The organism is Stutzerimonas zhaodongensis (genome assembly GCF_003696365.1).
GTDB classification, from domain to species: Bacteria; Pseudomonadota; Gammaproteobacteria; order Pseudomonadales; family Pseudomonadaceae; genus Stutzerimonas; species Stutzerimonas zhaodongensis.
Genome location: NZ_RFFM01000002.1, coordinates 1,010,456 through 1,032,737 on the forward strand (window position 1 = coordinate 1,010,456; position 22,282 = coordinate 1,032,737).

23 protein-coding genes are annotated in these 22,282 nt (G+C 62.2%); 8 read left to right on the forward strand and 15 right to left on the reverse strand.

Features of this window, described 5'->3' with window-relative positions; all coding sequences use genetic code 11:
* From EA797_RS13145 to ahbB (EA797_RS13160), 4 genes are read left to right on the forward strand one after another with little or no spacing between them, the layout of a single operon-like run.
* Complete coding sequence (locus EA797_RS13145) at positions 1-459, forward strand: Lrp/AsnC family transcriptional regulator (protein WP_122165834.1); 459 nt, start codon at positions 1-3, stop codon at positions 457-459.
* Complete coding sequence (gene ahbB, locus EA797_RS13150; protein ID WP_122165836.1) at positions 456-971, forward strand: siroheme decarboxylase subunit beta; 516 nt, start codon at positions 456-458, stop codon at positions 969-971. Before EA797_RS13145 ends, ahbB (EA797_RS13150) begins: the two co-directional genes overlap by 4 nt.
* On the forward strand, positions 964-1,407 hold the full coding sequence (locus EA797_RS13155; protein ID WP_122165838.1) for an Lrp/AsnC family transcriptional regulator: 444 nt from the start codon (positions 964-966) through the stop codon (positions 1,405-1,407). The genes ahbB (EA797_RS13150) and EA797_RS13155 overlap by 8 nt, the downstream gene beginning before the upstream one ends.
* Positions 1,382-1,921 carry a siroheme decarboxylase subunit beta gene (ahbB, locus tag EA797_RS13160; protein WP_167468812.1) on the forward strand — a complete coding sequence of 180 codons (540 nt, stop codon included), beginning with the start codon at positions 1,382-1,384 and terminating at the stop codon, positions 1,919-1,921. The genes EA797_RS13155 and ahbB (EA797_RS13160) overlap by 26 nt, the downstream gene beginning before the upstream one ends.
* 9 nt (positions 1,922-1,930) lie before the next feature.
* Here ahbB (EA797_RS13160) and EA797_RS13165 read toward each other — a convergent pair whose 3' ends face one another.
* From EA797_RS13165 to EA797_RS13175, 3 genes are read right to left on the reverse strand one after another with little or no spacing between them, the layout of a single operon-like run.
* Positions 1,931-2,161, reverse strand: a complete 231-nt coding sequence (locus EA797_RS13165; RefSeq protein ID WP_122165840.1) for a hypothetical protein — start codon at positions 2,159-2,161, stop codon at positions 1,931-1,933.
* Entirely contained in the window at positions 2,158-2,610 is a 453-nt protein-coding gene (locus EA797_RS13170; RefSeq protein WP_122165842.1) for an RDD family protein, read from the reverse strand. Before EA797_RS13170 ends, EA797_RS13165 begins: the two co-directional genes overlap by 4 nt.
* Before the next feature lie 51 nt (positions 2,611-2,661).
* On the reverse strand, positions 2,662-2,910 hold the full coding sequence (locus EA797_RS13175) for a hypothetical protein (protein ID WP_122165844.1): 249 nt from the start codon (positions 2,908-2,910) through the stop codon (positions 2,662-2,664).
* Between the two features lie 341 nt (positions 2,911-3,251).
* Between EA797_RS13175 and nirJ the strand changes: the two genes are divergently transcribed.
* The 4 genes from nirJ to EA797_RS13195 all read left to right on the forward strand — a co-directional run bounded on the left by nirJ (position 3,252) and on the right by EA797_RS13195 (position 7,891).
* Positions 3,252-4,433 carry a heme d1 biosynthesis radical SAM protein NirJ gene (nirJ, locus tag EA797_RS13180; protein WP_122165846.1) on the forward strand — a complete coding sequence of 394 codons (1,182 nt, stop codon included), beginning with the start codon at positions 3,252-3,254 and terminating at the stop codon, positions 4,431-4,433.
* A 65-nt stretch (positions 4,434-4,498) separates the two neighbouring features.
* Entirely contained in the window at positions 4,499-5,335 is an 837-nt protein-coding gene (gene cobA / locus EA797_RS13185; RefSeq protein WP_122165848.1) for a uroporphyrinogen-III C-methyltransferase, read from the forward strand.
* On the forward strand, positions 5,326-6,849 hold the full coding sequence (locus tag EA797_RS13190) for a nitrite reductase (protein WP_122165850.1): 1,524 nt from the start codon (positions 5,326-5,328) through the stop codon (positions 6,847-6,849). Before cobA ends, EA797_RS13190 begins: the two co-directional genes overlap by 10 nt.
* Before the next feature lie 181 nt (positions 6,850-7,030).
* Complete coding sequence (locus EA797_RS13195) at positions 7,031-7,891, forward strand: LysR family transcriptional regulator (RefSeq protein WP_122165852.1); 861 nt, start codon at positions 7,031-7,033, stop codon at positions 7,889-7,891.
* A gap of 37 nt (positions 7,892-7,928) precedes the next feature.
* Here EA797_RS13195 and EA797_RS13200 read toward each other — a convergent pair whose 3' ends face one another.
* The 12 genes from EA797_RS13200 to EA797_RS13255 all read right to left on the reverse strand — a co-directional run bounded on the left by EA797_RS13200 (position 7,929) and on the right by EA797_RS13255 (position 22,046).
* Positions 7,929-9,068, reverse strand: a complete 1,140-nt coding sequence (locus EA797_RS13200; protein ID WP_122165854.1) for an HPP family protein — start codon at positions 9,066-9,068, stop codon at positions 7,929-7,931.
* 102 nt (positions 9,069-9,170) lie between these two features.
* Entirely contained in the window at positions 9,171-10,310 is a 1,140-nt protein-coding gene (locus EA797_RS13205; protein ID WP_122165856.1) for an HPP family protein, read from the reverse strand.
* Positions 10,311-10,573: 263 nt separating this feature from the next.
* A complete protein-coding gene (locus tag EA797_RS13210) occupies positions 10,574-11,317 on the reverse strand; it encodes an SDR family NAD(P)-dependent oxidoreductase (protein ID WP_122165858.1) in 744 nt (247 codons plus the stop codon).
* Positions 11,318-11,421: 104 nt separating this feature from the next.
* Complete coding sequence (locus EA797_RS13215; RefSeq protein WP_122165860.1) at positions 11,422-12,612, reverse strand: NnrS family protein; 1,191 nt, start codon at positions 12,610-12,612, stop codon at positions 11,422-11,424.
* Between the two features lie 474 nt (positions 12,613-13,086).
* Positions 13,087-13,269, reverse strand: a complete 183-nt coding sequence (gene tatA / locus EA797_RS13220; RefSeq protein ID WP_208644441.1) for a twin-arginine translocase TatA/TatE family subunit — start codon at positions 13,267-13,269, stop codon at positions 13,087-13,089.
* A gap of 33 nt (positions 13,270-13,302) precedes the next feature.
* Positions 13,303-13,857: a nitrous oxide reductase accessory protein NosL gene (locus EA797_RS13225; protein WP_122165862.1), complete on the reverse strand. Its 555-nt coding sequence runs from the start codon at positions 13,855-13,857 to the stop codon at positions 13,303-13,305.
* 24 nt (positions 13,858-13,881) lie between these two features.
* Positions 13,882-14,709, reverse strand: coding sequence for an ABC transporter permease (locus EA797_RS13230; protein WP_122165864.1), 828 nt, complete (start codon positions 14,707-14,709; stop codon positions 13,882-13,884).
* Complete coding sequence (locus EA797_RS13235) at positions 14,706-15,632, reverse strand: ABC transporter ATP-binding protein (protein ID WP_122165866.1); 927 nt, start codon at positions 15,630-15,632, stop codon at positions 14,706-14,708. Before EA797_RS13235 ends, EA797_RS13230 begins: the two co-directional genes overlap by 4 nt.
* On the reverse strand, positions 15,629-16,939 hold the full coding sequence (locus EA797_RS13240) for a nitrous oxide reductase family maturation protein NosD (RefSeq protein WP_122165868.1): 1,311 nt from the start codon (positions 16,937-16,939) through the stop codon (positions 15,629-15,631). The genes EA797_RS13235 and EA797_RS13240 overlap by 4 nt, the downstream gene beginning before the upstream one ends.
* Positions 16,940-17,106: 167 nt before the next feature.
* Positions 17,107-19,020: a TAT-dependent nitrous-oxide reductase gene (gene nosZ / locus EA797_RS13245; RefSeq protein WP_122165870.1), complete on the reverse strand. Its 1,914-nt coding sequence runs from the start codon at positions 19,018-19,020 to the stop codon at positions 17,107-17,109.
* A gap of 66 nt (positions 19,021-19,086) precedes the next feature.
* The gene (nosR, locus tag EA797_RS13250) at positions 19,087-21,261 is read right to left on the reverse strand and encodes a transcriptional regulator NosR (RefSeq protein WP_122165872.1); all 2,175 of its coding nucleotides are present in this window, start codon (positions 21,259-21,261) and stop codon (positions 19,087-19,089) included.
* A gap of 71 nt (positions 21,262-21,332) precedes the next feature.
* The gene (locus EA797_RS13255) at positions 21,333-22,046 is read right to left on the reverse strand and encodes a hypothetical protein (protein ID WP_122165874.1); all 714 of its coding nucleotides are present in this window, start codon (positions 22,044-22,046) and stop codon (positions 21,333-21,335) included.
* Positions 22,047-22,282 lie beyond the last annotated feature (236 nt).

A 22,282-nucleotide genomic window follows, 5' to 3' on the forward strand; every position in this document is an offset into this window, starting at 1 on the left:
ATGCAAATCGATACCCTCAGCCGTCGCCTGATCGATCGTTTCCAGCACGGGATGCCGCTTTGCGCCGAGCCCTATCGAGCCATGGCAGAAGCGCTGGACTGCAGCGAAACCGAAGTACTGGCCTGCCTCGAACGCCTGGAGCACGGCGGCGGCCTGTCTCGTATTGGCCCGGTTTTCGAGCACAGCCGTGCCGGCGCCAGCACCCTGGTTGCCCTCGCAGTGCCCGAAGCGCGACTGGAGCAGGTGGCCGAGCACATCAACAGCTATTCCGAGGTGAATCACAACTACTTGCGCGAGCATCACTACAACCTGTGGTTCGTGGTCACCGGCCCGTCGCGCGCCCACATCGATGCCATCCTCGCGCAGATCAGCGCCGAAACCGGACTGGAACCACTCGACCTGCCGATGCAGGCCGCCTACCGCATCGACCTCGGCTTTCCCATTGGAGAGGCACCATGAACAGCGTGCTCAATGACCTGCAAGCCATGCAGCTGCGCCGCCTGCTCGAAGCGGGTCTGCCGCTCGCTGCACGCCCCTATCAGGTATTGGCAGAACGGCTCGGTGCGAGCGAGGACGCCGTTCTGGAACAGGTTCGGCTGTGGAACGAAAGCGGGCTGTTCCGACGGGTCGGGCTGGTGATCAAACACCGCGCCATTGGCTTTCGCGCCAACGCCATGCTGGTCATGGATATCCCCGACGAGCAGGTCGACGAGGTCGGACGCAAGCTCGGCGAGGCCGCTGGCGTCAACCTCTGCTACCAGCGTCCGCGCCGCCTGCCAGACTGGCCCTACAACCTGTTCTGCATGGTCCACGGCCGCGAGCGGCAGCAGGTCTGCCAGCTGATCGACGCGTTACTGGCCGAGCACGGCTTGAGTGAAGTGCCGCACCAGCTGCTGTTCAGCACCCGTGCGTTCAAGCAGTGCGGGGGTCGATTCGCGCCACCCGCTGCGCTGGAGCTCGCCCATGGATGATTTCGATCGCGTTTTGATCAATCGCCTGCAACACGGTTTGCCACTGGTGCGGCACCCCTGGGAGGCATTGGCTCAAGAGCTGGGCACCGACTCCAACGCATTGCGCGCGCGGGTTCAGGCGCTACTCGACGACGGCACCCTGACCCGCTTCGGCCCGATGTTCGACATCGAACGTCTCGGCGGCGCTTTTACGCTAGCAGCGCTGTCGGTTCCCGAAGAGCGGTTCGATGCCGTTGCCGCACAACTGGATGCAATGCCTGAAGTAGCCCACAACTACCGCCGCGAACACCGCTGGAACATGTGGTTCGTGCTCGGCTGCGCGACGCCTGAAGGCATTGCGGACACCATCGCCCAGATCGAAACGCAAACCGGCCTGCCGGCGCTCAACCTGCCAAAGGAGGAGACATACCATGTCGGCCTGCACTTCCCGGTCTGATCCGTCTAAGCCTACTGAGCCAACCAGCACCTTAGGGACTGCACAACTGGCGCAGCGCCTGGTCGCCCTTACCGAGTCAGGCCTGCCACTGGTAGACGACCCATGGGCGTGGCTGGCCGAACGCCTGGAAATCAGCGTCGACGCTACTCTCCAATTACTGCAGACACTGCAGGCCGAAGGCGCGATCCGACGCATTGCCGCAGTGCCGAATCATTACCGCTTGGGCTATCGCCACAACGGCATGACGGTCTGGGATGTGGATGATGGGCAAATCGAACGCCTCGGTCCGCTGATCGGCTCTCAGCCCTTTGTCAGCCACTGCTATCGCCGCCCACGTCGTGAAGGCTGGCACTACAACCTGTTCGCGATGGTGCATGGCCGCAGCGCCGAAGAAATCGAGACATACCGCGCCGAAATCCGCCAACTGCTCGGCGACGCCTGTCGTGCAGAAGAAATGCTGGTCAGCAGCCGGATACTGAAAAAGACCGGCCTGCGAGTGGGGAGCCGGCGGTAAAGATGGTGTTCAAAACCGCCATTCAGGTTTGAACAGCCCCACCAGAAAGAAGATCGTGGTGAAGGCCCATATCACCACGGCGTAGAGCCGTATCTGTTCGGCGTTCCAGGACCAGGCGAACCAGTCGAGAAACAGCATACTTTTCCACCCCTCGAGCCACTGGGCGCCGCCCCAGCTGATGACCCATTTCCAGAACAGGCTGCTGAGCAGGTACATGCCCACGAACTCGCCGATGCTCATGGCCGGTCGGAGCGCTTGCCGGTCTGCACGACCAGCGTGCCCGCCAGCTTGTCGTGCCAGCCTTGCTTACGCTTGTCGAAGGCGATCCAGATGAATCCGAGGCCCAATGGCAGGCCCGCGATCAGGTATGCGAAATAGCGCCCGATGAGTTGAACGTTGGAAGCGGCACCGCCCGTTTGTGCATCGACGATCTTGGCGGCAAACACCATCTTGCCGGGCGTGGCCTGTTGGTAGATCCAGAACGCGACCACCACCACGACCGGGAATAGCCAGGAAATCAGCAGATCCGCCGGCCCGGCGATAAGGCTGGCGTTGTCACCGTCGAAATAATCCCAGCCGTAGACGGCAAGCAAGGCGGGACAAGTGACCAGAGCGGTCAGAAGCGTATCGATGATGGCTGCGCCGAAGCGCGCCCAGAAGCCAACGTAAGCAGTGCCGTGTTCAGTCATGGTCATTTCATCCTTGAACTCGATATGAAAGCAGCTGGCAGGCTTGACGCTTCAGCGGTTCGCCGCACGCACCATACCGACCACGATCAAGAAGCAGGCGAATAAAAGCAGGTGGTTGAGGCGCGAATTGGGCAATCGGTAAACCTTGCCCCGGCTCTTGAGATAGACGTCGCCGGTCAAGGCGATGATCAGCGCTGCCGGCATGAAGCACAGAAGTGAAACGAAGATGAACCAGCGCCGTCGGTAGAAGGGTATCTGGGAATAATCGAGATCCACTTTTACGGCTTCGGAACCTTCCATGCTCAAGTCCTTTTGAACGTCTGGGTACTGTGATGGTAGGGCTTTCTATCCCTGGGACGTCTTTATACAGACTGTTCGCGACACTATCGAGACAGATCTACCGCCGTCCATCATCGAAGCCGGTCGGTCCCGCCAAGTGTGACGAGCGTCAGACCCGATACGCGGCCTGCAACCCACCTGCGCCCATGCGCCGGCAATGACCGCAAACACGGAATGACCTTGGCCATACCACGGTTTTTATTGTTTCCAGTCAAGGATCGACCCGGCCTGCTCGGAGATGCTGCGCTCAACTAATCACGCTACCCAGCGTAAGACGAGCTACCTCCCGGGGAGAAACGCTCATGTTGAGAATCAGCCATTACCTGCGTGCGCTTGCCCAACCGGCCATGCCGGTGCTGGGTGCACGCAGCACCGGCACCAGCCGGCCACCGGTGGTGATCTGGAATCTGCTGCGCCGCTGCAACCTGACCTGCAAGCACTGCTATGCGACCTCCGCTGACAGTGTCTTTCGCGACGAACTGGACACCGGCGAAGCACTCAAGGTTATCGATGACCTGCACGCCGCCGGGGTTCGCGTTCTGATTCTGTCAGGCGGCGAGCCGCTGCTGCGTGATGACATCTTCTTGCTCTCCGAGTACGCGCGGGAAAAAGGCTTTTTCGTCGCACTGTCCACCAACGGGACGCTGATCAACGACGGCAATATCGAACAGATCGCGGCAGCCAGATACGATTACGTCGGGATCAGCATCGACGGCCTGGAAGCGGTTCACGACGACTGGCGGCAGCTCAAGGGCAGCTTTGCCGCCTCCATGCACGCCATCGACCTGTGTCGCCAACATGACATTCGTGTCGGCCTGCGCACCACCCTGACCCAGAACAACTACCCGCAGCTTCCCGCTCTGCTGACGCTGATGCGCGAGCACGACGTACAGAAGTTCTACCTCTCGCATCTCAATTACAGCGGCCGCGGCAAGCGCAGCCGCAAGGCCGACGCCCATCACCAGATGACACGTGATGCCATGCATCAGCTGTTCGAGCAGGCCTGGGACGACGTGCAGAACGGCCGTGAAACCGACTTTGTCAGCGGCAACAACGATGCCGATGCAGTCCTGCTGTTGCAGTGGGTCGAAGCCCGGATGCCCGAGCACCGTGACCGTCTGGAACGGATGCTCCGCGCCTGGGGTGGCAATGCGTCCGGTGGCGGCATTGCCAATATCGACAACATCGGCGACGTACACCCGGACACCTACTGGTGGCAGCACACCGTCGGCAATGTGCGCCGACAGTCCTTTCGCGAGCTGTGGCTCGACCAGCCCGAGCCGTTGCTCGCCCAACTGCGCCAGCACCCCCGTGCAGTCACCGGACGGTGCGCCGAGTGCCGCTGGCTATCGATCTGCAACGGCAATACCCGCACTCGTGCCTGGGCCGAAGGCAATCTCTGGGGCGAAGACCCCGGTTGCTATCTCAGCGATGAGGAAATCGGCCTGCCCCAACCACAGCGCATACCCAGCATCGCCATTTGATATCGAGAGCGGCCACGAGGCCGCCCCAGACATACCGACAGCCCGCTGAGAATTCAGGAGTCCGCATGGATCAGCCAATCACCCTCCCCGCTTCGCTCGGCGCGACACTGGCCGTTGGCGAAGTTGCCCTGGTCGGCGCCGGCCCGGGCGACCCCGGGCTGCTCACCCTGCGGGCCTGGAGCCTGCTGCAGCAAGCCGACGCGGTAGTCTATGACCGCCTTGTCAGTGACAGCCTGATGGAACTGGTGCCGGCCAGCTGCGCACGCCACTACGTCGGCAAAACGAGTGGCTATCACAGCCTGCCACAGCCACAGATCAACCAGTTGCTGGCCGACCTGACCATGCAGAATCTGCGCGTGGTGCGCCTCAAGGGCGGCGATCCGTTCATCTTCGGCCGTGGCGCTGAGGAATTGGAGTTCCTGTTGCAGCGGGGCATCGACTGCCAGGTCGTTCCGGGGATCACCGCTGCGGCTGGCTGTAGCGCCTACGCCGGCATTCCGCTGACTCACCGTGATCTGGCCCATTCCTGCCAATTCATCACCGGCCACCTTCAAGCTGATGGCGACCTGCATCTGCCCTGGGATGCCTTGGCCAAGGGCGGCCAGACGCTGGTGTTCTACATGGGCCTGGCCAGCCTCGGTGAGATCTCGCGCAACCTGATCGCCGCCGGCCTGCCCGTGGATACACCGGCCGCGCTGATCGGCAACGGCACTCGGCCGAACCAGCAGGTGGTGCGTTGCACGCTGCGGCAACTGCCAGGCATGGCCGACGAGCAGAATCTGACCCCACCGACCCTGACCGTCATTGGCCGAGTGGTCAGCCTGTTCGCAGAACGCCAGGTCGAGCATCCGGCGTGCCTGCATGGCGACTCGATTCCCGTTGCGGAGGCCCTATGCAACTGATGCCCGCCCTGCTGTTGGCCGCCGCGCTGCCTGCAGCCACTTATGTCGCCCTCGACCTGGCCATTCCACACGCGGCAGCGGCCACCCCATCCACCAGCAGCCAAGCGCTGTACGAACAACACTGCCAGGCCTGCCACGGTGTCAATCGGCTTGGCGGGGCCGGCCCTGCATTGCTGCCCGAAAGCCTCAGCCGCATCAAGCCCGCCGAGGCTCACGCCGTCATCCGCGACGGACGCCCGGCCAGCCAGATGGCAGCGTACTCAGGCGTACTGGACGAATCGCAGATCGCCGGGCTGGTCGACTACCTGTACCAGCCCTCGGCCGTACCGCCGACCTGGAGCGACGCGGACATCCGCTCCAGCCATCGCATCATCGAAGATGTGAGCGCACTGCCGAGCACGCCGCAGCACGGCGCCGATCCGCTCAACCTGTTCGTCGTGGTCGAGGCCGGCAACCACCATGTCCGGGTACTGGACGGTGACAACTTCGCAGAACTGGCCAATTTCCAATCGCACTTCGCGCTGCACGGCGGGCCGAAGTTCTCGCCCGATGGCCGCTTCGTCTACTTCGCCTCACGCGACGGCTGGATCAGTGTCTACGACCTGCACAACCTGCGCATGGTCGCCGAGGTTCGTGCCGGCCTGAACACCCGCAACCTTGCGGTCAGTAACGACGGCCGTTGGGTACTGGTGGGCAACTACCTGCCCGGCAACCTTGTCCTGCTGGACGCCCGCGACCTGTCCTTGGTCAAGCACATCCCGGCAGTTGGCGCAGACGGCACACCGTCTCGGGTCAGCGCCGTCTACACCGCACCGCCGCGCGACAGCTTCGTGGTCGCGCTCAAGGATGTGAAAGAAGCCTGGGAGCTCTCCTACGCCGGTGAGCCGGACTTCCAGCCCCGCCGAATCGAAGCAGCGGACTTCCTCGACGATTTCTCCTTTACCCCTGACTATCGGCACCTTCTGGCCACGTCACGCGCAGCCCATGGGGGCCAGGTTATCGACCTCGATACCGGAAAGGCGGTCACGGACATTCCACTGCCGGGCATGCCGCATCTGGGCTCAGGCATCTATTGGAAGCGCGACGGTCAATGGGTCTTTGCCACACCGAACGTGAGCAAGGGGCTGATTTCGGTGCTGGACCTGCAGAGCTGGAAGCTGATCAAGGAGATCCCAACCGAGGGCCCGGGCTTCTTCATGCGCAGCCAGCAGAACTCTCCGTATGCCTGGACCGATGTGTTCTTCGGCCCGAACAACGACGCCGTGCACCTGATCGACAAGCAGACCCTGGAAGTGGCCCACACGCTACGCCCGATGCCCGGCAAGAACGCCGCCCACGTCGAGTTCACCAATGATGGTCGTTATGCCCTGCTCAGCGTCTGGGATACCGACGGTGCCTTGATCGTGTACGACGCCAATACCCTCGAAGAGGTCAAGCGCATCCCCATGAACAAGCCATCCGGCAAATACAACGTCGGCAACAAGATCGAATTTGCCGAGGGCACATCACACTGAACGAGCAGCCGCGCCAGGACCAGGCGCCTGGCGTGGCTGCCGCGTCGATGTGTTTTCAGACCGGCCGACGCTTCACTGTGATCGGCGCGACTGCCTTTCATGTCCCTGGCATTCAGCCTGCGTGCCCCATTTTTGTGCGGCTTCGCTACAATCCCTGCCCCTTCCTTGATGAGGCCTGCACATGGACATCGATCTCGCCCGTACTTTTCTCGAGATCATCCGCAGCGGAAGCTTCATCGCCACCTCCGAGCGACTGCACGTAACCCAGACCGCCGTGACTGCAAGGGTTCGCAGCCTCGAAGCACAGCTCGGCTGCCGGCTTTTCATACGCAGCCGATCAGGGGCGCGGTTGACGAATGATGGCGAACGCTTCGTCGCCTACGCCAATCAGCTGGTGCAGACCTGGGAAGCGGCACGCCGCGACCTGCCGCTGCCGCGGGGCTACGATAAGCTGCTGTCGCTGGGCGCTGAAGTCAGCCTGTGCAATCCGCTGATGCTTGCCTGGGTCAAACGGTTGCGGCACGCGCTGCCCGATCACGCGCTGCGCAGCGAGGTCGCGACTGACAGCGAGCTGCAGCACAAGCTGGACCTGGGCACGCTCGACGCAGCATTGGTGCACCAACCCGAATATCGCGCAGGGCTGCAGGTTGAACAGCTGCTGGAGGAAAAGCTGATTCAGGTGGTGCATAGCCACATCCCCGAACCTTATCTGTACATCGACTGGGGCCCGGCGTTTCGCAGCCAGCACGACCGCGCCCTGCCCGAGCATATCCGCTCCGCGCTCTCGTTCAGCCTCGGTCCGTTAGCCTTGCAATACCTCATGCGACACGGCGGTCGGGGTTATTTCCGCACACGGGTGGTTCAGCGCTACCTCGACCAGGGGGTGCTCAAGCGGGTCGAGCACGCCCCGGAATTCAGCTACCCGGTCTATCTGGTCTATCCACGCGCCGCCGAATCGCCAGCGCTGACCCAAGCCATCTCGTTGCTGAGAGAAGTGGCCGAAGAGGAATACGACTGGTCGCGCTGGAATTACGAGATTTGAGCGGGACACTAGAGTAGGTTTTCAAGGACCAGAACGCTCATTCGCCGAGGCGCTTCATCCAGTTCTGATACAGCCCGGCAACCAGATCGCTCTGCGTGATCATCCCCACCAGGCGCTGCTCGGCATCCACCACCGGCAGGCAGGACATGCCCCGGTCGGCCAGCAGATGAACGAGATCGGTGAGATGGGCGCCTTCCTGCACAGAAACCACCGGCGCGCTCATGAGCCGCTCGACCCGGGCCTCGCGGTTGAACGTCAGCCGCCGAACGTTGAGCCGGGAGGGGCTGGGCTCGAAGTGCTGCAAGAGATCGGTCAACGTGATGATGCCGACCAGCTCGCGGCTGTCCGGCTCGACCACGGCCAACGAGTGCAGCCGATGCTGACGGATGGTCTGCCAGGCTTTGCGAATCCGGGCACCGGGTCCGATCCAGTGCAGCTCGCGGCACATGATGTCGCCCGCCGTTACCCTTCCCATGCTGCGACGTATGGCGTGTGTCTCGGTGCGTTTGATCAGCTCGACAAGGTCGTCACGGGTGATATCGACGATTTCGCCAAAGTCTTCCAACGCGCGATCCACATCGTTACCGGTAAAGCTCATTCGGGCCTCGCCCAGAGGAACGCTAGGGCGCTCTGCATCGCTGCTGGATGTACGTGGCTTGGGATAGGGATGATGGGTCAGGTTGTTGTAGACCAGGGCCGCAGCTATCAATAACAGTGAGTTGAAACCCACCGGAACAAGCAGACCATAGCCCAGCTCGCTGATTCCTGGCCCACCGATCGCCGCCACCATCGCCAGAGCACAGCTGGGTGGGTGCATGCAGCGCAGCAAGAACAGGCAGCCAATGGCCAGGCACACGGCAAGCACCGCTGCTGCCACCGTCGGCAACGCACTCAAACCGAGGGCAACCCCAATGGTGGTAGCAATAATGTTGCCGCCAAGTACAGACCAGGGTTGTGCGAAAGGGCTGGACGAAGCACTGAACAGAATCACCGCCGACGCTCCGGCTGGCGCGACGATATGCAGCGTGACCGGGCCGCCAAACAGCCACAGGCCGATCGAAACCATCGGCAGCACTACCAGGCCCACGCCGATCACCGCGCGCCCCCACTCCTTCGGCCCCACGCTCAGGGGCGCTGGAAAGAAGGAACGCAGCCAGTCTTTGAGGCGCTCTTGCATGGGGGCTCGGCTTGGGGAGGGCTATTGCTTTGAGGCACTGGCCCAAGCCACTGGTTCCGACGAAGCCTGTTGGCCGGCTACGCGGTTGAACGCCTGGATGCGTCAGTCCGGCAAGTGTTTCAACCAATTCTGGTAAAGGGCTGCGATCAGGTCGGTCTGGGTGATCATGCCCACCAGCCGCTGCTCGCCATCGACCACCGGCAGGCAATGCAAGCCGCGGTCAGACAGCAGAAATACGAGATCGACCATATGCGTGTCCTGGTTCACCGTGACCACCGGAGACGTCATGATCGAGCGCAAGCGAGCGCCAGCGGGGCGTCTCAGCTGACCGAGGCGGATGCGTGCAGGGGCGGCGCGCAGGTGCTTGAGCAGGTCGACCAGGGTAACGATACCCAGCAGCTCACGGCTGTCACCCCTGACTACCGGCAATGAATGCAGCCGGTGTTCGCGCAAACTTTTCCAGGCCGTTTGCGTTGAGCATTCCGGCGTCGCCCAGTAGAGATCACGGGACATGATGTCGGCAGCTGTCACCTCTCCCATGGTGCGGCGCAGGGCGTGCTTCTCGGTCTGCTTGATCAGCTGGGCAAGATCATCGCGGGTGACGTCCACGTATTCGCCGAAGTCGGCGAGCGCCTTGGCAACGTCATCCTCGCTGAAACTCATGCGCTCACTGGGCAGCGAATCGAAGGTGTGGTGGCTGTTGCCCCGAGTGCCACGCGGCTTAGGGTAGGCGTGTCCGGTGAGGTTGTTGTAGACCAAGGCCACGGCGACCAGCAGTGCCGAATTGAACGCAACGGGATAAAGCAGCGCGTAACCGGTCGCATGAATCTCTGGACTGCCGACCACCGCCACCAACGCCAGCGCGGCGCCAGGCGGGTGCAAGCAACGCGCGCCCAGCAGGCAGATGATCACCAGCGCCCCCGCCAATCCAGCCGCCGCGACCACCGGCAGGCTGCTGGCACCGAGTGACACGCCGATCAGGGTTGCCAGCAGATTGCCGACAAGCACTGACCAGGGCTGAGCGAACGGGCTTGAAGGCGCGGCGAAAACCAAAACAGCTGACGCCGCCGCGGGTGCGGCGAGAGGCAAAGTGAGGGACGTACCGAACACCCAGGCGCAGGCTGGCAACACCACCAGCATCGACAGCGCAACGCCCACAGCGACGCGCAGCCACTCGGCGGGCCGCGCCGACAACGGCGCAGGCACGAAGGATCGGCACCAATCTAGAAGGCGTTCCTGCATGAGTCCTGCTTGATCATCAGTAGGTTCGATGCATCGCGATCTGAAAGCTCGTCGCGACACAGGAGATCAGCTGGCGCGCCATAATGTCGCGCCAGCTGACAAGAGCGCACATTATCGGTGCGTGATCGAAAGCGGACTAATGATTCGTCTTGCAGCGTTGCAGCAAACATCCTGCTGCAAACGATTTCACTCAGCAGTTTTGGTGCATCTAGAACACTAACGAGACTGCAGCTTCAACGGCCGTGGATCCAGACCCTTTGATGTCATTGAAGCGTGTAGCCGTTATCCACGACCCAATCCTGCCCATAAACACCGCGCGCGCCTTGGGAGAGTTGGAACAGGACGACATTGGAGACCGCCGCGGCCTCGAGAAAATGACCGGGCAACAAGCGCTTGGTAACGCCTTCGGCAACCTGTTCAAGCTGCTCGTCGGGTAGCCCGAGCGTGCCCCAGATGGCAGTAGCGGTCGGGCCGGGCGAAACTATATTGATGCGCACATCCAGGGGTGCGAATTCCACAGCCAGGGTGCGCGCGTGGGCGACCAGCGCAGCCTTGCTGGCGATGTAGGCAGCCAGGCCCGGAAAGGTGCTGCGCGTCAGGAAGGTCCCGATGAATACCACCGATGCCGGTTTGGCCAGCTCAGCCCGCAATGCGCTGAGGGTATTTATCGCGGCAGCGCCATTGACCGCCCACTGGCGGTCGAAACAAGCCGTATCGAGGCTGTCGCCCAACTCCGCGATCCCCGCATTCGGCACCAGATAGTCCACCGGCCCCAGCTCTGCTGCCCGGCGCGCCAGTAGCTGCAGATCATCGGCAGACGTCACGTCGCCAGTCAGCCAGTGCAGGTGTTCTGGATAGGTTTCCAACAGTTGTGACAACCCACCCAGGCTACGCGACATCGCCAGCACCCTGGCACCTCGCTGCAGCAATGCCGAGCACAGCGCCAAGCCAATTCCGGAACTGGCGCCGGTCACAACGGCCAGGCGATCTTTGAATTCACTCTTCATCATCATCTCCGATGTCGGCAATCGCCGAGCCGCAAGCTGCCCGTCCCGAATGGGCAGGCAGCGGTTTCAAGAGGTAAAGCAGGGATAACGTGCAGCCGAAGCGGTCAGCCGGGGTGACCATCAACCCGCGCGGCAACCAGCATGGGTGCGTAGCGCCAAGCGTAAAGCGCGAACGCCAGTGTCCAGCAGATAGCGGCCATCCACAGACCGGTCACTGGCCATTCGCTGGCAAGGAAAACTCGTGCCGCGGCGCCAAGGTTGAACAATACGAAGGCGCTAACGATGCCGGTCGGCAGCTGCAACGGCCTACCGGTGTGGCCAAGCGTGACCCGCGCAATCATCGCCAGGATCAGGCCACTCATGGAGCCAACTGAAAGCGCGTGCAACGACGAGCTGGAGTTGGCCAACAGGCCGAAATTCCAGAGTGCCAAACCCGCCGCCGCGACCACCAACCAGAGCATGGCCAGGTGCAGCGACCAGAGCAGCGGCACGCGCCAGATCCCGGCGTCATACCAGCGCACCAGCCGGAGCAGATGTCCAGCTGCAATGGCCAGAAAAAGCCCCCCCAGCAGCGCATTTTGCTGCAGCGCCGGGCCCGCGGCATACAGCACCGCAATCAGCCCGGTGCCGACCAGCAATGCAACGTCCAACCAGAGCCAGGGCTTCACCGCTTCGGTATGACCAAGGCCGCGCTGGGTAAAAAAGGGAATGACCCGCCCGCCGATGATCGCCATCAATGCGGCGACCAGCCAGAGCCCGGCCAGTACGCCCTGGCGTTGCAGGCTGTCGTCATTCCGAGCAAGGCCGCAAAGCACCAGCACGTCCGCTCCAATCATCAACGTCAGGACAGCGATGATCGGGTAATTGCGCTTCTGCCGGACCACCCAGAGCATGCGCGCCATCAGGCCTGTTACGCCGAGCATGAACAGCAGGTCCAGTGGGATCAACAACATCAACGGCAGGCCGAACAGCCAGCCCAGACGCGCCAGCAGCCACACCGCCGCGAGCGCCATCAGCTTGTTGCCGGATATACCTGGCTGACCGGTCCAGGTTTGTCCAGCGGTCAGTAGAAAGCCCGCAACGATAGCCATCGCAAAGCCGAACAACATTTCGTGGCGGTGCCAGGACAGCCATCCACCAGTTGGCTGAAAGCCCGGCCAGAGACCGGTCCAAACGGCAACCCAGAGCGGAATTGCTAACAGCGCGAAGAGGCTCCCCGCTAAAAAGAACGGGCGAAAGGCAAGCCGCCACACGGGCGGGATACTCAAGGCTTTTCGCCGATCGATGACTTGCACAAAGGCCTCCTGACGATCTCTACAACGCCCCGCGACAACTCAGCAGCGGGCCGAAGAACCACGGCCTCAGAGATTTCCGAAGCCAGGATTACTTTCTACAGGTTAGGAGGCGTTCTCAGACTTGATTGCGATCAGCTTTTTTTGGAGAGGGAAATCGGGCGATGATCGGTCACGCACCGGCGACTGGGTCGACAAGCTGCCAATTTCGAGTCGCCATGAGCAGCGGCGCCTCGAACGCACCGCGCCGGCAGGAGCCAGCTTGCCTGCGATCAGAGTCCATGGCTGACCAGCCCCCCGGATCCCAATCGACGTTCGCGAGCAGGCTCACGCCTACGACAAGCAGGCCAATCCGAACAAGCCATGAACAGCGTCCTCGAACGCACCGCGCCCCCGTAGGAGCCAGCTTGCTGGCGATCAGTGCTTCGCAATGCTACCGATGCGCTCTTAAAGCCCGCGCAGCTTGTGGGAGGCTGTTTACTTCAGTTCCTGCTTCACCGTTTCAGTCTGAGGGGCGCTTTCGCCGTCACCCATGGATTTGCGAAAGCCACTGATCGCGCCGCCCAGATCCGAACCCAGCCCGCGCAGACGTTTGGTGCCGAACAGCATCACCACGATCAGCAGAACGATCACGAGTTGCCAAATGCTAATGCCCATCATGTTGCGTTACCTCATCGAGTTATAGGTTGCGGTCTAGTGACCGGCGTGAGCCTGTTGGTGATTCGACGTGCCGTGTTGCATGCCGGACGCCTGTTGCAGTATCGACTGATCGATGTCCTCGAAGCGCAGCACCCGGCCACCGTGCAGCGCAGCAAGGCCTTTGGCGGCCGACTCTTCGGCAAAGGTCGCCAGCACGGCGCCCATCGCACCCTTCAACTGGGTGCCGGTGACATAGTAGGCGCTGGTCGCATCGATCAAGTATTCATCATCCGGTTGTTCCCAGGTGCTGCGGCCCATGTCATGGACGTAGAGTTTTGCTTCGAGCATCCGGTTTTCTGGTTGCAGCCACCATCCGAGCATTTCAGCGGTGGAGCAGAACTTGCGCACCCCGCCTTTTTCCACGGCCTGGCCCTTGGGTCCGGGAAAGTCGCTGATCACCATGCCGCAAACGTGGCATTCGTCGCTGCTGTGGAACGCGACCGGTTCGAGCGGCTGTTCATCCCGCTCCGCCTCACCGCAAGCGGCCAGCCCCAGAAACAGTGCAGCGGCGAGCATGACGCGTGAAGCATGGGTATATAACGCATTCATGGTTACAGTTTTCCTTCTGGTTGATCACGCCATGCGGCGACGGAACACGCCGTACGCCAGCGAAAGTGCTGCCGCTACCCAGAGCATGAGGCAAATCCAGAGCGCGGCGGACGGCACCGGCAGATCCCCGCCCAGCGAAAGCACGCCCATGGCATTGCCGCCCTCGAATCCGGCCAGATTGATCAGCCGGTAGATGTCCGCGGGGTTGAGTAGCAGCAGCCAAGGCAGCAGTTCGGGGCTGAAGGTGCCCTCGCTGAGCACCAGCAAAGCCAGCAGCACCAGATCGAACACCAGCACGAAGAGGAACCAGACGCCGAGAGCCAACCCCGCTGCGCTGGACTTCTCGCTGACCTTGCTGCTCAGCACATAGGCCATGGCCAGGAAGACCCAGCCGAGCAGTGTCGACGAGATCATGAAACGGCCGAATGCCCAGAGCAGCAAGCCGATCTCCACATCCTCGACCAGCACGGCGATGGCGAGCATGGCGCAGCCGAATCCGATCAGCACCGCCAGCGCCAGGATCAATCCGTGACCGACGAACTTGCCCAGCAGGATCTGGCCACGCCCCAGCGGATAGGTGAGCAGCAGCATCAGTGTGCCGCCCTCGTCCTCACCCACGATGGCATCGTAGGCCAGCAGCAATGCGATCAGGGGCATCAGGAAGGTCGCCAGGCTGGCCAGGCTGGCAATGGTCGCTGGAATGGAAGTGAAACCGAGCTGCCCGGACGCCGCAGCGCCGAGCCAGGCAATGCCCACCGCCAGAACGGCGAACAACAGGCTGATGGCAAGCAACCAGCGATTGCGCAAACCGTCGCTGAATTCCTTGCGGGCGATGTTCCAGATCTGGTTCATAGCGCGCCCTCCGCCGTGCGTACGTCGCCGGCGCTCTCCATGTAGTAGCGGTAGAGATCTTCCAATGAAGGCTGGTGGATCTCGATGTCTTCCGGCTGATCTTCGCCAAGCAGTTGGCGCAGCAGCGGAAGCTTGTGGCCATTGATCGCCGACACCTCGACGCTGCATTCACCCAGCGCACGGGCATTGTGTCCGGCAGCGCCCCACCGCTTGAGCCAACCGGCACTGTCGTCGATGCCGCTGGCACGGATGCGCACCGGCAAGCCTGCCTCGGCTCGCAGTTGCGCCAGGCTGCCGACCGCCTGCAGCCGCCCCTTGGCAAGGATTGCCGCGCGGTTGATATGTGCCTCCACGCCAGGCAACACGTGCGAGCAGAGGATGATGCTGGTGCCGCGCTGGCGCAGACGATCCACGAGCTGATAGAGGTCAGCCGTGGCGATGGGGTCCAGCCCCACGGTGGGCTCGTCGAGCAATAGCAGGCGTGGTTCGCCGAGCAACGCCTGGGCCAAGCCGAGGCGCTGGCGCATGCCCTTGGAATAGGTCTTCACCCGACGCTCAGCGGCGTGGGACAGACCGACCTGTTCCAGCAATTGCTCAACCTGCTTCAGGGGCGCGCCTTTGAGCCGAGCGAAATGCCGCAACGTCTCGCGGCCGCTGAGCTGTGGGTAGAAGGTCACGTTCTCCGGCAAGTAGCCGAGTTGGCGGCGAACCTGCGGATCATTCGGCGCTCGACCAAGAACCCGCACCTGCCCATCGCTCGGCGTCAGCAGGCCGAGAATCAACTTCATGCTGGTGGTCTTACCCGCGCCGTTGTGGCCGAACAGGCCCAGCACTTCGCCCTCGCCCAGGGTCAGGTTCAAATCATGCAGCACGGTCATGTTGCCGTAACGCTGGCTCACGCCCTGGATCTCTACAGCGCTCATGGCGTTGGCTCCTGCGGCTTGCGCATAGATGGTTCGGTTGGCGGCTTCATCAGCGGATGGCTGTCCTGCACACCCGGCGACTTGACCACCGGAAAGGCGCGCTGGACCCAGCGCAGCACTTCGATGCTCGGGCTGTTCATCAGCAGCCGAACCTGCGGATAAAGCCAGAGCAGGCGATCGACGTTGTCGTTGGGTTCGTAGGGGACGTCGCCCAGGCCATCGCTGTTGCGGTCCCAGCCGAGGTAATCGCTCCAGTAGTTACCACGCCCGTCCTGCGACCACTCCTGGGTGCGGGTGGCCACGTACTTGACCTGCTGCTGGTTGCCGACGAAGGCGTTTCCGGAGATGCGGTTGTCTTCCGAGCCAGCAGTCAGATGGATGCCCATGTCACTGAGCCGGAAGTGGTTGTTCTCGATGGTGTTGAACAGGGAGTTGTAGATGAAGAGCGCCTTACCCTCGCCTCCGCTGATCATGGCGTCCCCGCCGGTATCGCCCCGTTCGACGTTGGTGACGACGTTGTCCTTGAGGGTCGAGTAGGTGATGTAGTTCATCAGGATGCCGTAATTCTGATCATGCTCGGAGCGGTTGCCGATCACGGTCAGTTTGCGGCTTTGCATCAAGGCATAGCCGGTGCGTGTACGGCGGGTGATGTTGCCGATCACGCTGTTGTCGTTTGCGAACATGTAGTGCACGCCGTAGCGCAGGTCCTCCAGCACATTGCCTTCAAGATGGTTGCCGTTGGAGGTGTCGATGTAGATACCGTCGCGGGTGTTGCTCACATGGTTGCCGATGATCCGTGCGCCGCTCACGGCGAACAGATGGATGCCGTTACCGCGGTCCTGGGAGCGGACGCTCGCATCGCCCTCGATGCGGTTGCCGATCAGGCTGACATCCCGCGAGCTGTCGACCCAGATTCCGAAGCCCGGGCCGCGCAACCGGTTGTTGCGGATCACCACGTGCTGGGCCTTTGGCCGAATGAAGATGCCGGCATTCATGGCGGTAAGGTTGCGCCCCCAGTCCATGACGCTGCAGCCGTCGACCGTGACATCCGATGCCTCGATCAGCAGGCCGTTGCCCTCGCCACCTGCCTGAAAGACAGCGCCCGGCTCGCAGAGCAACTCCATGGATTGGTCGATACTGAACTGGCCATGGTATTCACCGGCCGGCAGGCGCCAGCGGTTCTCCCCTTGCGCCTGCAATGGCAGGCCTGTGATCGGTTGCGGAGCCGCCTGAGCCACCCCACAGAAAAGGGCCAGCAGCAGCGCTGCCAGCGGGTGTAACCGGAATATCGCCTGAGATCTGAGCACTGCATTGTTCCTCTTCAGCTTCCAGGCAGGGTGGGTGCGGCGCGAAGAGTGAAGCTGCCCGCGCCTCGTTTGTGTCGCTCCCTGTGCAGTTGCACTGTGTCGCTCAACGGACGCTCCGCATCCTTGATCGGGATGCAGGACGCGAACGTCCCGCACCCCGGCTCGCATTACGCCGGCTCGACCAGCATCCGGCCAACCATCTCCATGTGCAGCGCGTGGCAGAACCAGCTGCAGTAGTACCAATGCAGGCCCGGCTTGTCGGCGATGAAGGTGATGGACGAGGTCTGCTGCGGGCTGATTTCCATGCTCGCACCGTGGTTGACCATGACGAATCCGTGGGAGACGTCCTCGATCTGGTCGATGTTGGTGATGGTCACGGTGACTTCATCGCCCTGCTTGACGGTGAACTCCTGCACGCCGAACGCCGGCGCCATCGAGGTCATGTAGACGCGTACCTTGTTGCCGTCGCGGATGACCTTGTTGTCGGTGTCCAGGTTGATGCCGTCCTTCTTCGCCCTTTCCACGGTGGGGGCAAAGAACGGGTCGTTGCGGTCCCAGATCTTCTTGGTCTTGATCTGGTCACGACGAGCCATGATGCAGTCGTGCGGTTCTGCATAGGTCGGGCCGTCATGCACCAGCTTCATTTCCTCGCCGGAGATGTCGATCAGCTGATCGTTCTCCGGATGCAGCGGGCCGGTCGGCAGGAAGCGATCCTTGCCGAACTTGCACAGCGCCACCAGCCACTTGCCGTCCGCTTCGCTGGTCTCGCACAGCGAGGCGTGGATGTGGCCGGGCTGGTAGTGCACGTCCAGCTTCTGCTTGATGTAGTTGACCTTCTCGCCGTTGTACGCGCGTACCGCGTCGGCCATGTTCCACTTCACCACCTGGCTGTCGATGAACACGGTGGTGTAAGCGTTACCGCGACCGTCGAAGGTGGTGTGCAGCGGGCCGAGGCCCAGCTCCACTTCGGCAGCGATGGTGTCACGCGGGTCCTTGAGCTTGTCGGCGAACAGGTCAGGCAGCTTGGCGATCTCGATCATCGATACGGTCGGCGACAGCTTGCCGTTGGCGATGAAGTACCTGCCGTCAGACGAGGTGTTGCAGCCGTGCGGGTTCTTCGGCACCGGGATGTAGCGTGTGAACTGGCTGTCCTTGTCGCCCTGCTTGCGACCGTCGAGCACCGGCACCTTGGAGTCGCCGAGCGTGATGAACTTGCCGGCCTTGACCGCCTTCTCTGCCGCCTCGATATCGAACACCACAACCCAGTCGCGCTCGTTGCGCATCATGCCGCCGAGGTCATAGGCCTTTTCCGAGTTGTAGCAGGTAGCGGCGGTAAAGCGACCGGTGTAGTCCGCGTCGGTGTTATCGAGGTTGCCGTCGACGATGATCTGAAAGGCCATTTCCATCTTTTCGGCGTCGATGACGTTGTACATGGTGTAGCTGTTTTCGTCCTGCAGATCGAACACCTTGCCGTCGTTCGGGTGCGGGATGACGAATTCGGCATTGGCGAACACGTACTTGGTGTGCGGCACTTTCTGCAGGCGCAGGCCGTGGATGGCCTGACAGTTCGGCACGGTGATCATCTTGTCGCACTTCATGATATCCAGACGGATACGGGCGACGCGGGTGTTGGCCTTGTCGTTGATGAACAGGTACTTGCCGTCGTACTTGCCGTCGGTCATGGAGATGTGAGGGTGGTGGCAGTCGCCATTCAGGAACTTGGCACTGTCGCCCATGATCGCGCGGCTTTCGTTGGTCAGGCCCCAGCCGGTGGCCGAGTCGACGTTGAACACCGGGATACGCATCAGTTCACGCATCGAGGGGATGCCCATCACGCGGACTTCGCCCTGGTGGCCGCCGCTCCAGAATCCGTAGTAGTCATCCAATTCGCCCGGAGCCACATGGATGTTCTGGCGAGCTTCCTTGACCGCAGCCGCCCAGGAATCGCGCGTCATCACCGCGCCACCGAAGGCAGTGGCCGCGACGGCAGCGCCGGTTACAGCGCTGGCACCGAGGAAGCCGCGACGGCTCATGCCGCCTTTTTCCAGCACCTCGGGATTGTTCTTGCTCTTGTCACTCATGGGGTTTCGCTCCTGTGAGACATCTGCTTCAAACACTTGAACGAGCACCTCGCCAGCGGCGACGGCTCAGGGTTCCACTACTTGCACTACAGGGATCAGCGTCGGGTCGGCCGGCGCCTTCTTGCCGCGCTTTGCGCGCTTGTTCTTCAGGATCAGTGGTGGGCATTTGTTCTCGTTGTGGTAAGTCATCTGGCAGTCGAGGCAGTAATGGCATTCGTTGTGGTTGATGCGCCCGTCGGGGTGTATGGCCTGGATCTCGCACTCCTTGGCGCATAGCTGGCAGGGGTCGCCGCATTCCTTGCGACGCTTGAGCCAGTCGAACAGGCGGACCTTGCTGGTTACCGCCAGCGCCGCACCCAGCGGGCAGACGTAGCGGCAGTACACCTTGCGGGTGAAGATGTTGATGACCAGCAGGAACACGGCGTAGGCGACGAACCACCATTGGCGGTCGAACTTGAGGGTGATGGCGGTTTTGAACGGCTCTATCTCGGCCGCCTTCTCGGCCATCATCATCGACTCGAGCGACAGGCCGAACAGCACCAGCAGCACGATGTACTTGATAGCCCACAGGCGCTCATGCACGGCGAAGGGCAATTCGTACTGCGCAATCCCCAGCTTGCGTGCGGCCTCGTTGATCAACTCCTGCAAGGCGCCGAAGGGGCACAGCCAACCGCAGAACACACCCCGCCCCCAGAGCAGAATGCTGGCGGCGGTGAAGGTCCAGATGATGAAAATCACCGGATCGGAAAGGAACAGCTCCCAGCGGAAGTCCTGGAACAGCGCATGGGTGAACGTCAGCACGTTGACGACAGACAGCTGCCCCAGCGCATACCAGCCGATGAACACAACGGTGAACACCAGGTAGCCGCGGCGAAGCCAGTGCAGGAAGCGGGGCCGCTGGGTGAGTTTGTCCTGCAGGAAGAGAATGACCGTCAGCAGGCCCAGCGCCGCCAGAATCACGCCGATCTGGAATGACTTCTGGTACCAGATATTGACCCACACCGGCCGGTTGGCTTCCTCGATAGCGGCCAGTTCCTCGGCGCTTGGCTGGGGCCGCTCGATGTACTGTTCAGGCATCTGATACGGCAGCTCGAAGCTGGTAAACATGCCGCTGACCGGGCCGGTCTGGCGGCGCACCAGCAACTCCAGCGTCCAGGGCGAACCGGGATCAAACGCGGCGTGCTCACGGACGAAGAACACCGCCATCTCGCCGAAATCCGGCATGCCGTCGGCGTACACATCATCCAGACGCTGGAAATCCATGTCGCGGAAGCTGATGACATTGCCGAACTGACGCAGCTGCACCCGATCGAAAATGCCGCCGCGCACATAGCCCGAGCCCTTGAACGAATACTCTCCGCTGCCCATCACGGCGATGGCGTGCTCGCCCGGCTTGAGCGCCTCCATCAGGCTGGCGTAGTGGCTGTCCCCCAGCAAGGCCCGGCCTATGGTCGGCGGATTCAGGTGCGTGGCGTAGAGGTCGATGAAAGTGTCTTGCACTTCGTCGGCGGCGGCTTCGTCGATGCCCTCGGCCTCGGTGCCTTTGAAGGCCTGGTCGATGTCGCCTTTGGTGAGGTGCAGACGGCGGATTGCGCCATTGCCGGTCAGGTCGCTCCAGGTCGCGGGCTCGTAGTAATCCTCGCGGACGGTGGCCGGCTTCTGCGCGATGCCGGCGTTGTCTTCCACCAGACCCAGCGATACCGCGACCTCATGGGCGGCGCGCATGACGATCTCGTTGACCACCATGACAGTCACGGTGGCTCCCGTGACGGCATCTATGGTCACGGCTTTCTCGTCACGAGACCGGCCAACCACGACCCGCTGATCCACCCCGATACCCTGATACTTGGCAGTGAACGCATGCAGCTGTTCTTCGGGAATGCCGATCAGCAGAATGGGTTCGTGATGCTCGAGCACAAAGGCATCGACGATCACGCCCTTGGGATCGAGCAGCACCTGCATGTTGATGGGTTTGCCTGAATAGGCCGGAATGTCCACCACGTTGATGGACTGGAAGGCATAGCCCAGCACCTCTTCACCGTTGGTGATAGTGCGGACCTGGTGTTCGCCTTCAGCGGCCGATATCTCTGCACCGGGAAAGAACTGCTCGATACGCTGCTGCTCGACCTCGTAGTCCTTGGCTTGCCCCGGGGAGATCCAGAAAAGCAACGCCAGCACCAAAGCGAAGCCACGCCCCCATGCGCGTGCAGCGCCGGTGAGGAAAGAGCAATGCGGCTTCATGTACGGCCCACTTCGCGGCTGAATGTGGTGCCATGGTAGGAAGCGCTACCGGCCGCTCTCCTTGATGAAGATCAAGCTTGCTTCGCGTGGGCCGCTCCAGGCCATACCTTGACCGTAGGAGCCAGCTTGCTGGCGATCCGCACCCGCTCGGGGGCCATGATCGCGAGCAAGCTCGCTCCTACGAAAAACGAAACCCGTGTGGGCGGAGCCTCAACCAACGCGCCGCCATCCCCGACCGTCGCAGCCAGCTTGCTGGCGATCCGCACCCGCTCGGGGGCCATGATCGCGAGCAAGCTCGCTCCTACGAAAAACGAAACCCGTGTGGGCGGAGCCTCAACCAACGCGCCGCCATCCCCGACCGTCGCAGCCAGCTTGCTGGCGATCCGCACCCGCTCGGGGGCCATGATCGCGAGCAAGCTCGCTCCTACGAAAAACGAAACCCGTGTGGGCGGAGCCTCAACCAACGCGCCGCCATCCCCGACCGTCGCAGCCAGCTTGCTGGCGATCCGCACCCGCTCGGGGGCCATGATCGCGAGCAAGCTCGCTCCTACGAAAAACGAAACCCGTGTGGGCGGAGCCTCAACCAACGCGCCGCCATCCCCGACCGTCGCAGCCAGCTTGCTGGCGATCCGCACCCGCTCGGGGGCCATGATCGCGAGCAAGCTCGCTCCTACGAAAAACGAAACCCGTGTGGGCGGAGCCTCAACCAACGCGCCGCCATCCCCGACCGTCGCAGCCAGCTTGCTGGCGATCCGCACCCGCTCGGGGGCCATGATCGCGAGCAAGCTCGCTCCTACGAAAAACGAAACCCGTGTGGGCGGAGCCTCAACCAACGCGCCGCCATACCTTGACCGTAGGAGCCAGCTTGCTAGCGAACCGCATCCGCTCGGGGTCCATGATCGCGAGCAAGCTCGCTCCTACGATAAACGAAACCCGTGTGGGCGGGGCCTCCACCAACGCGCCGCCATACCTTGACCGTAGGAGCCAGCTTGCTAGCGAACCGCATCCGCTCGGGGACCAT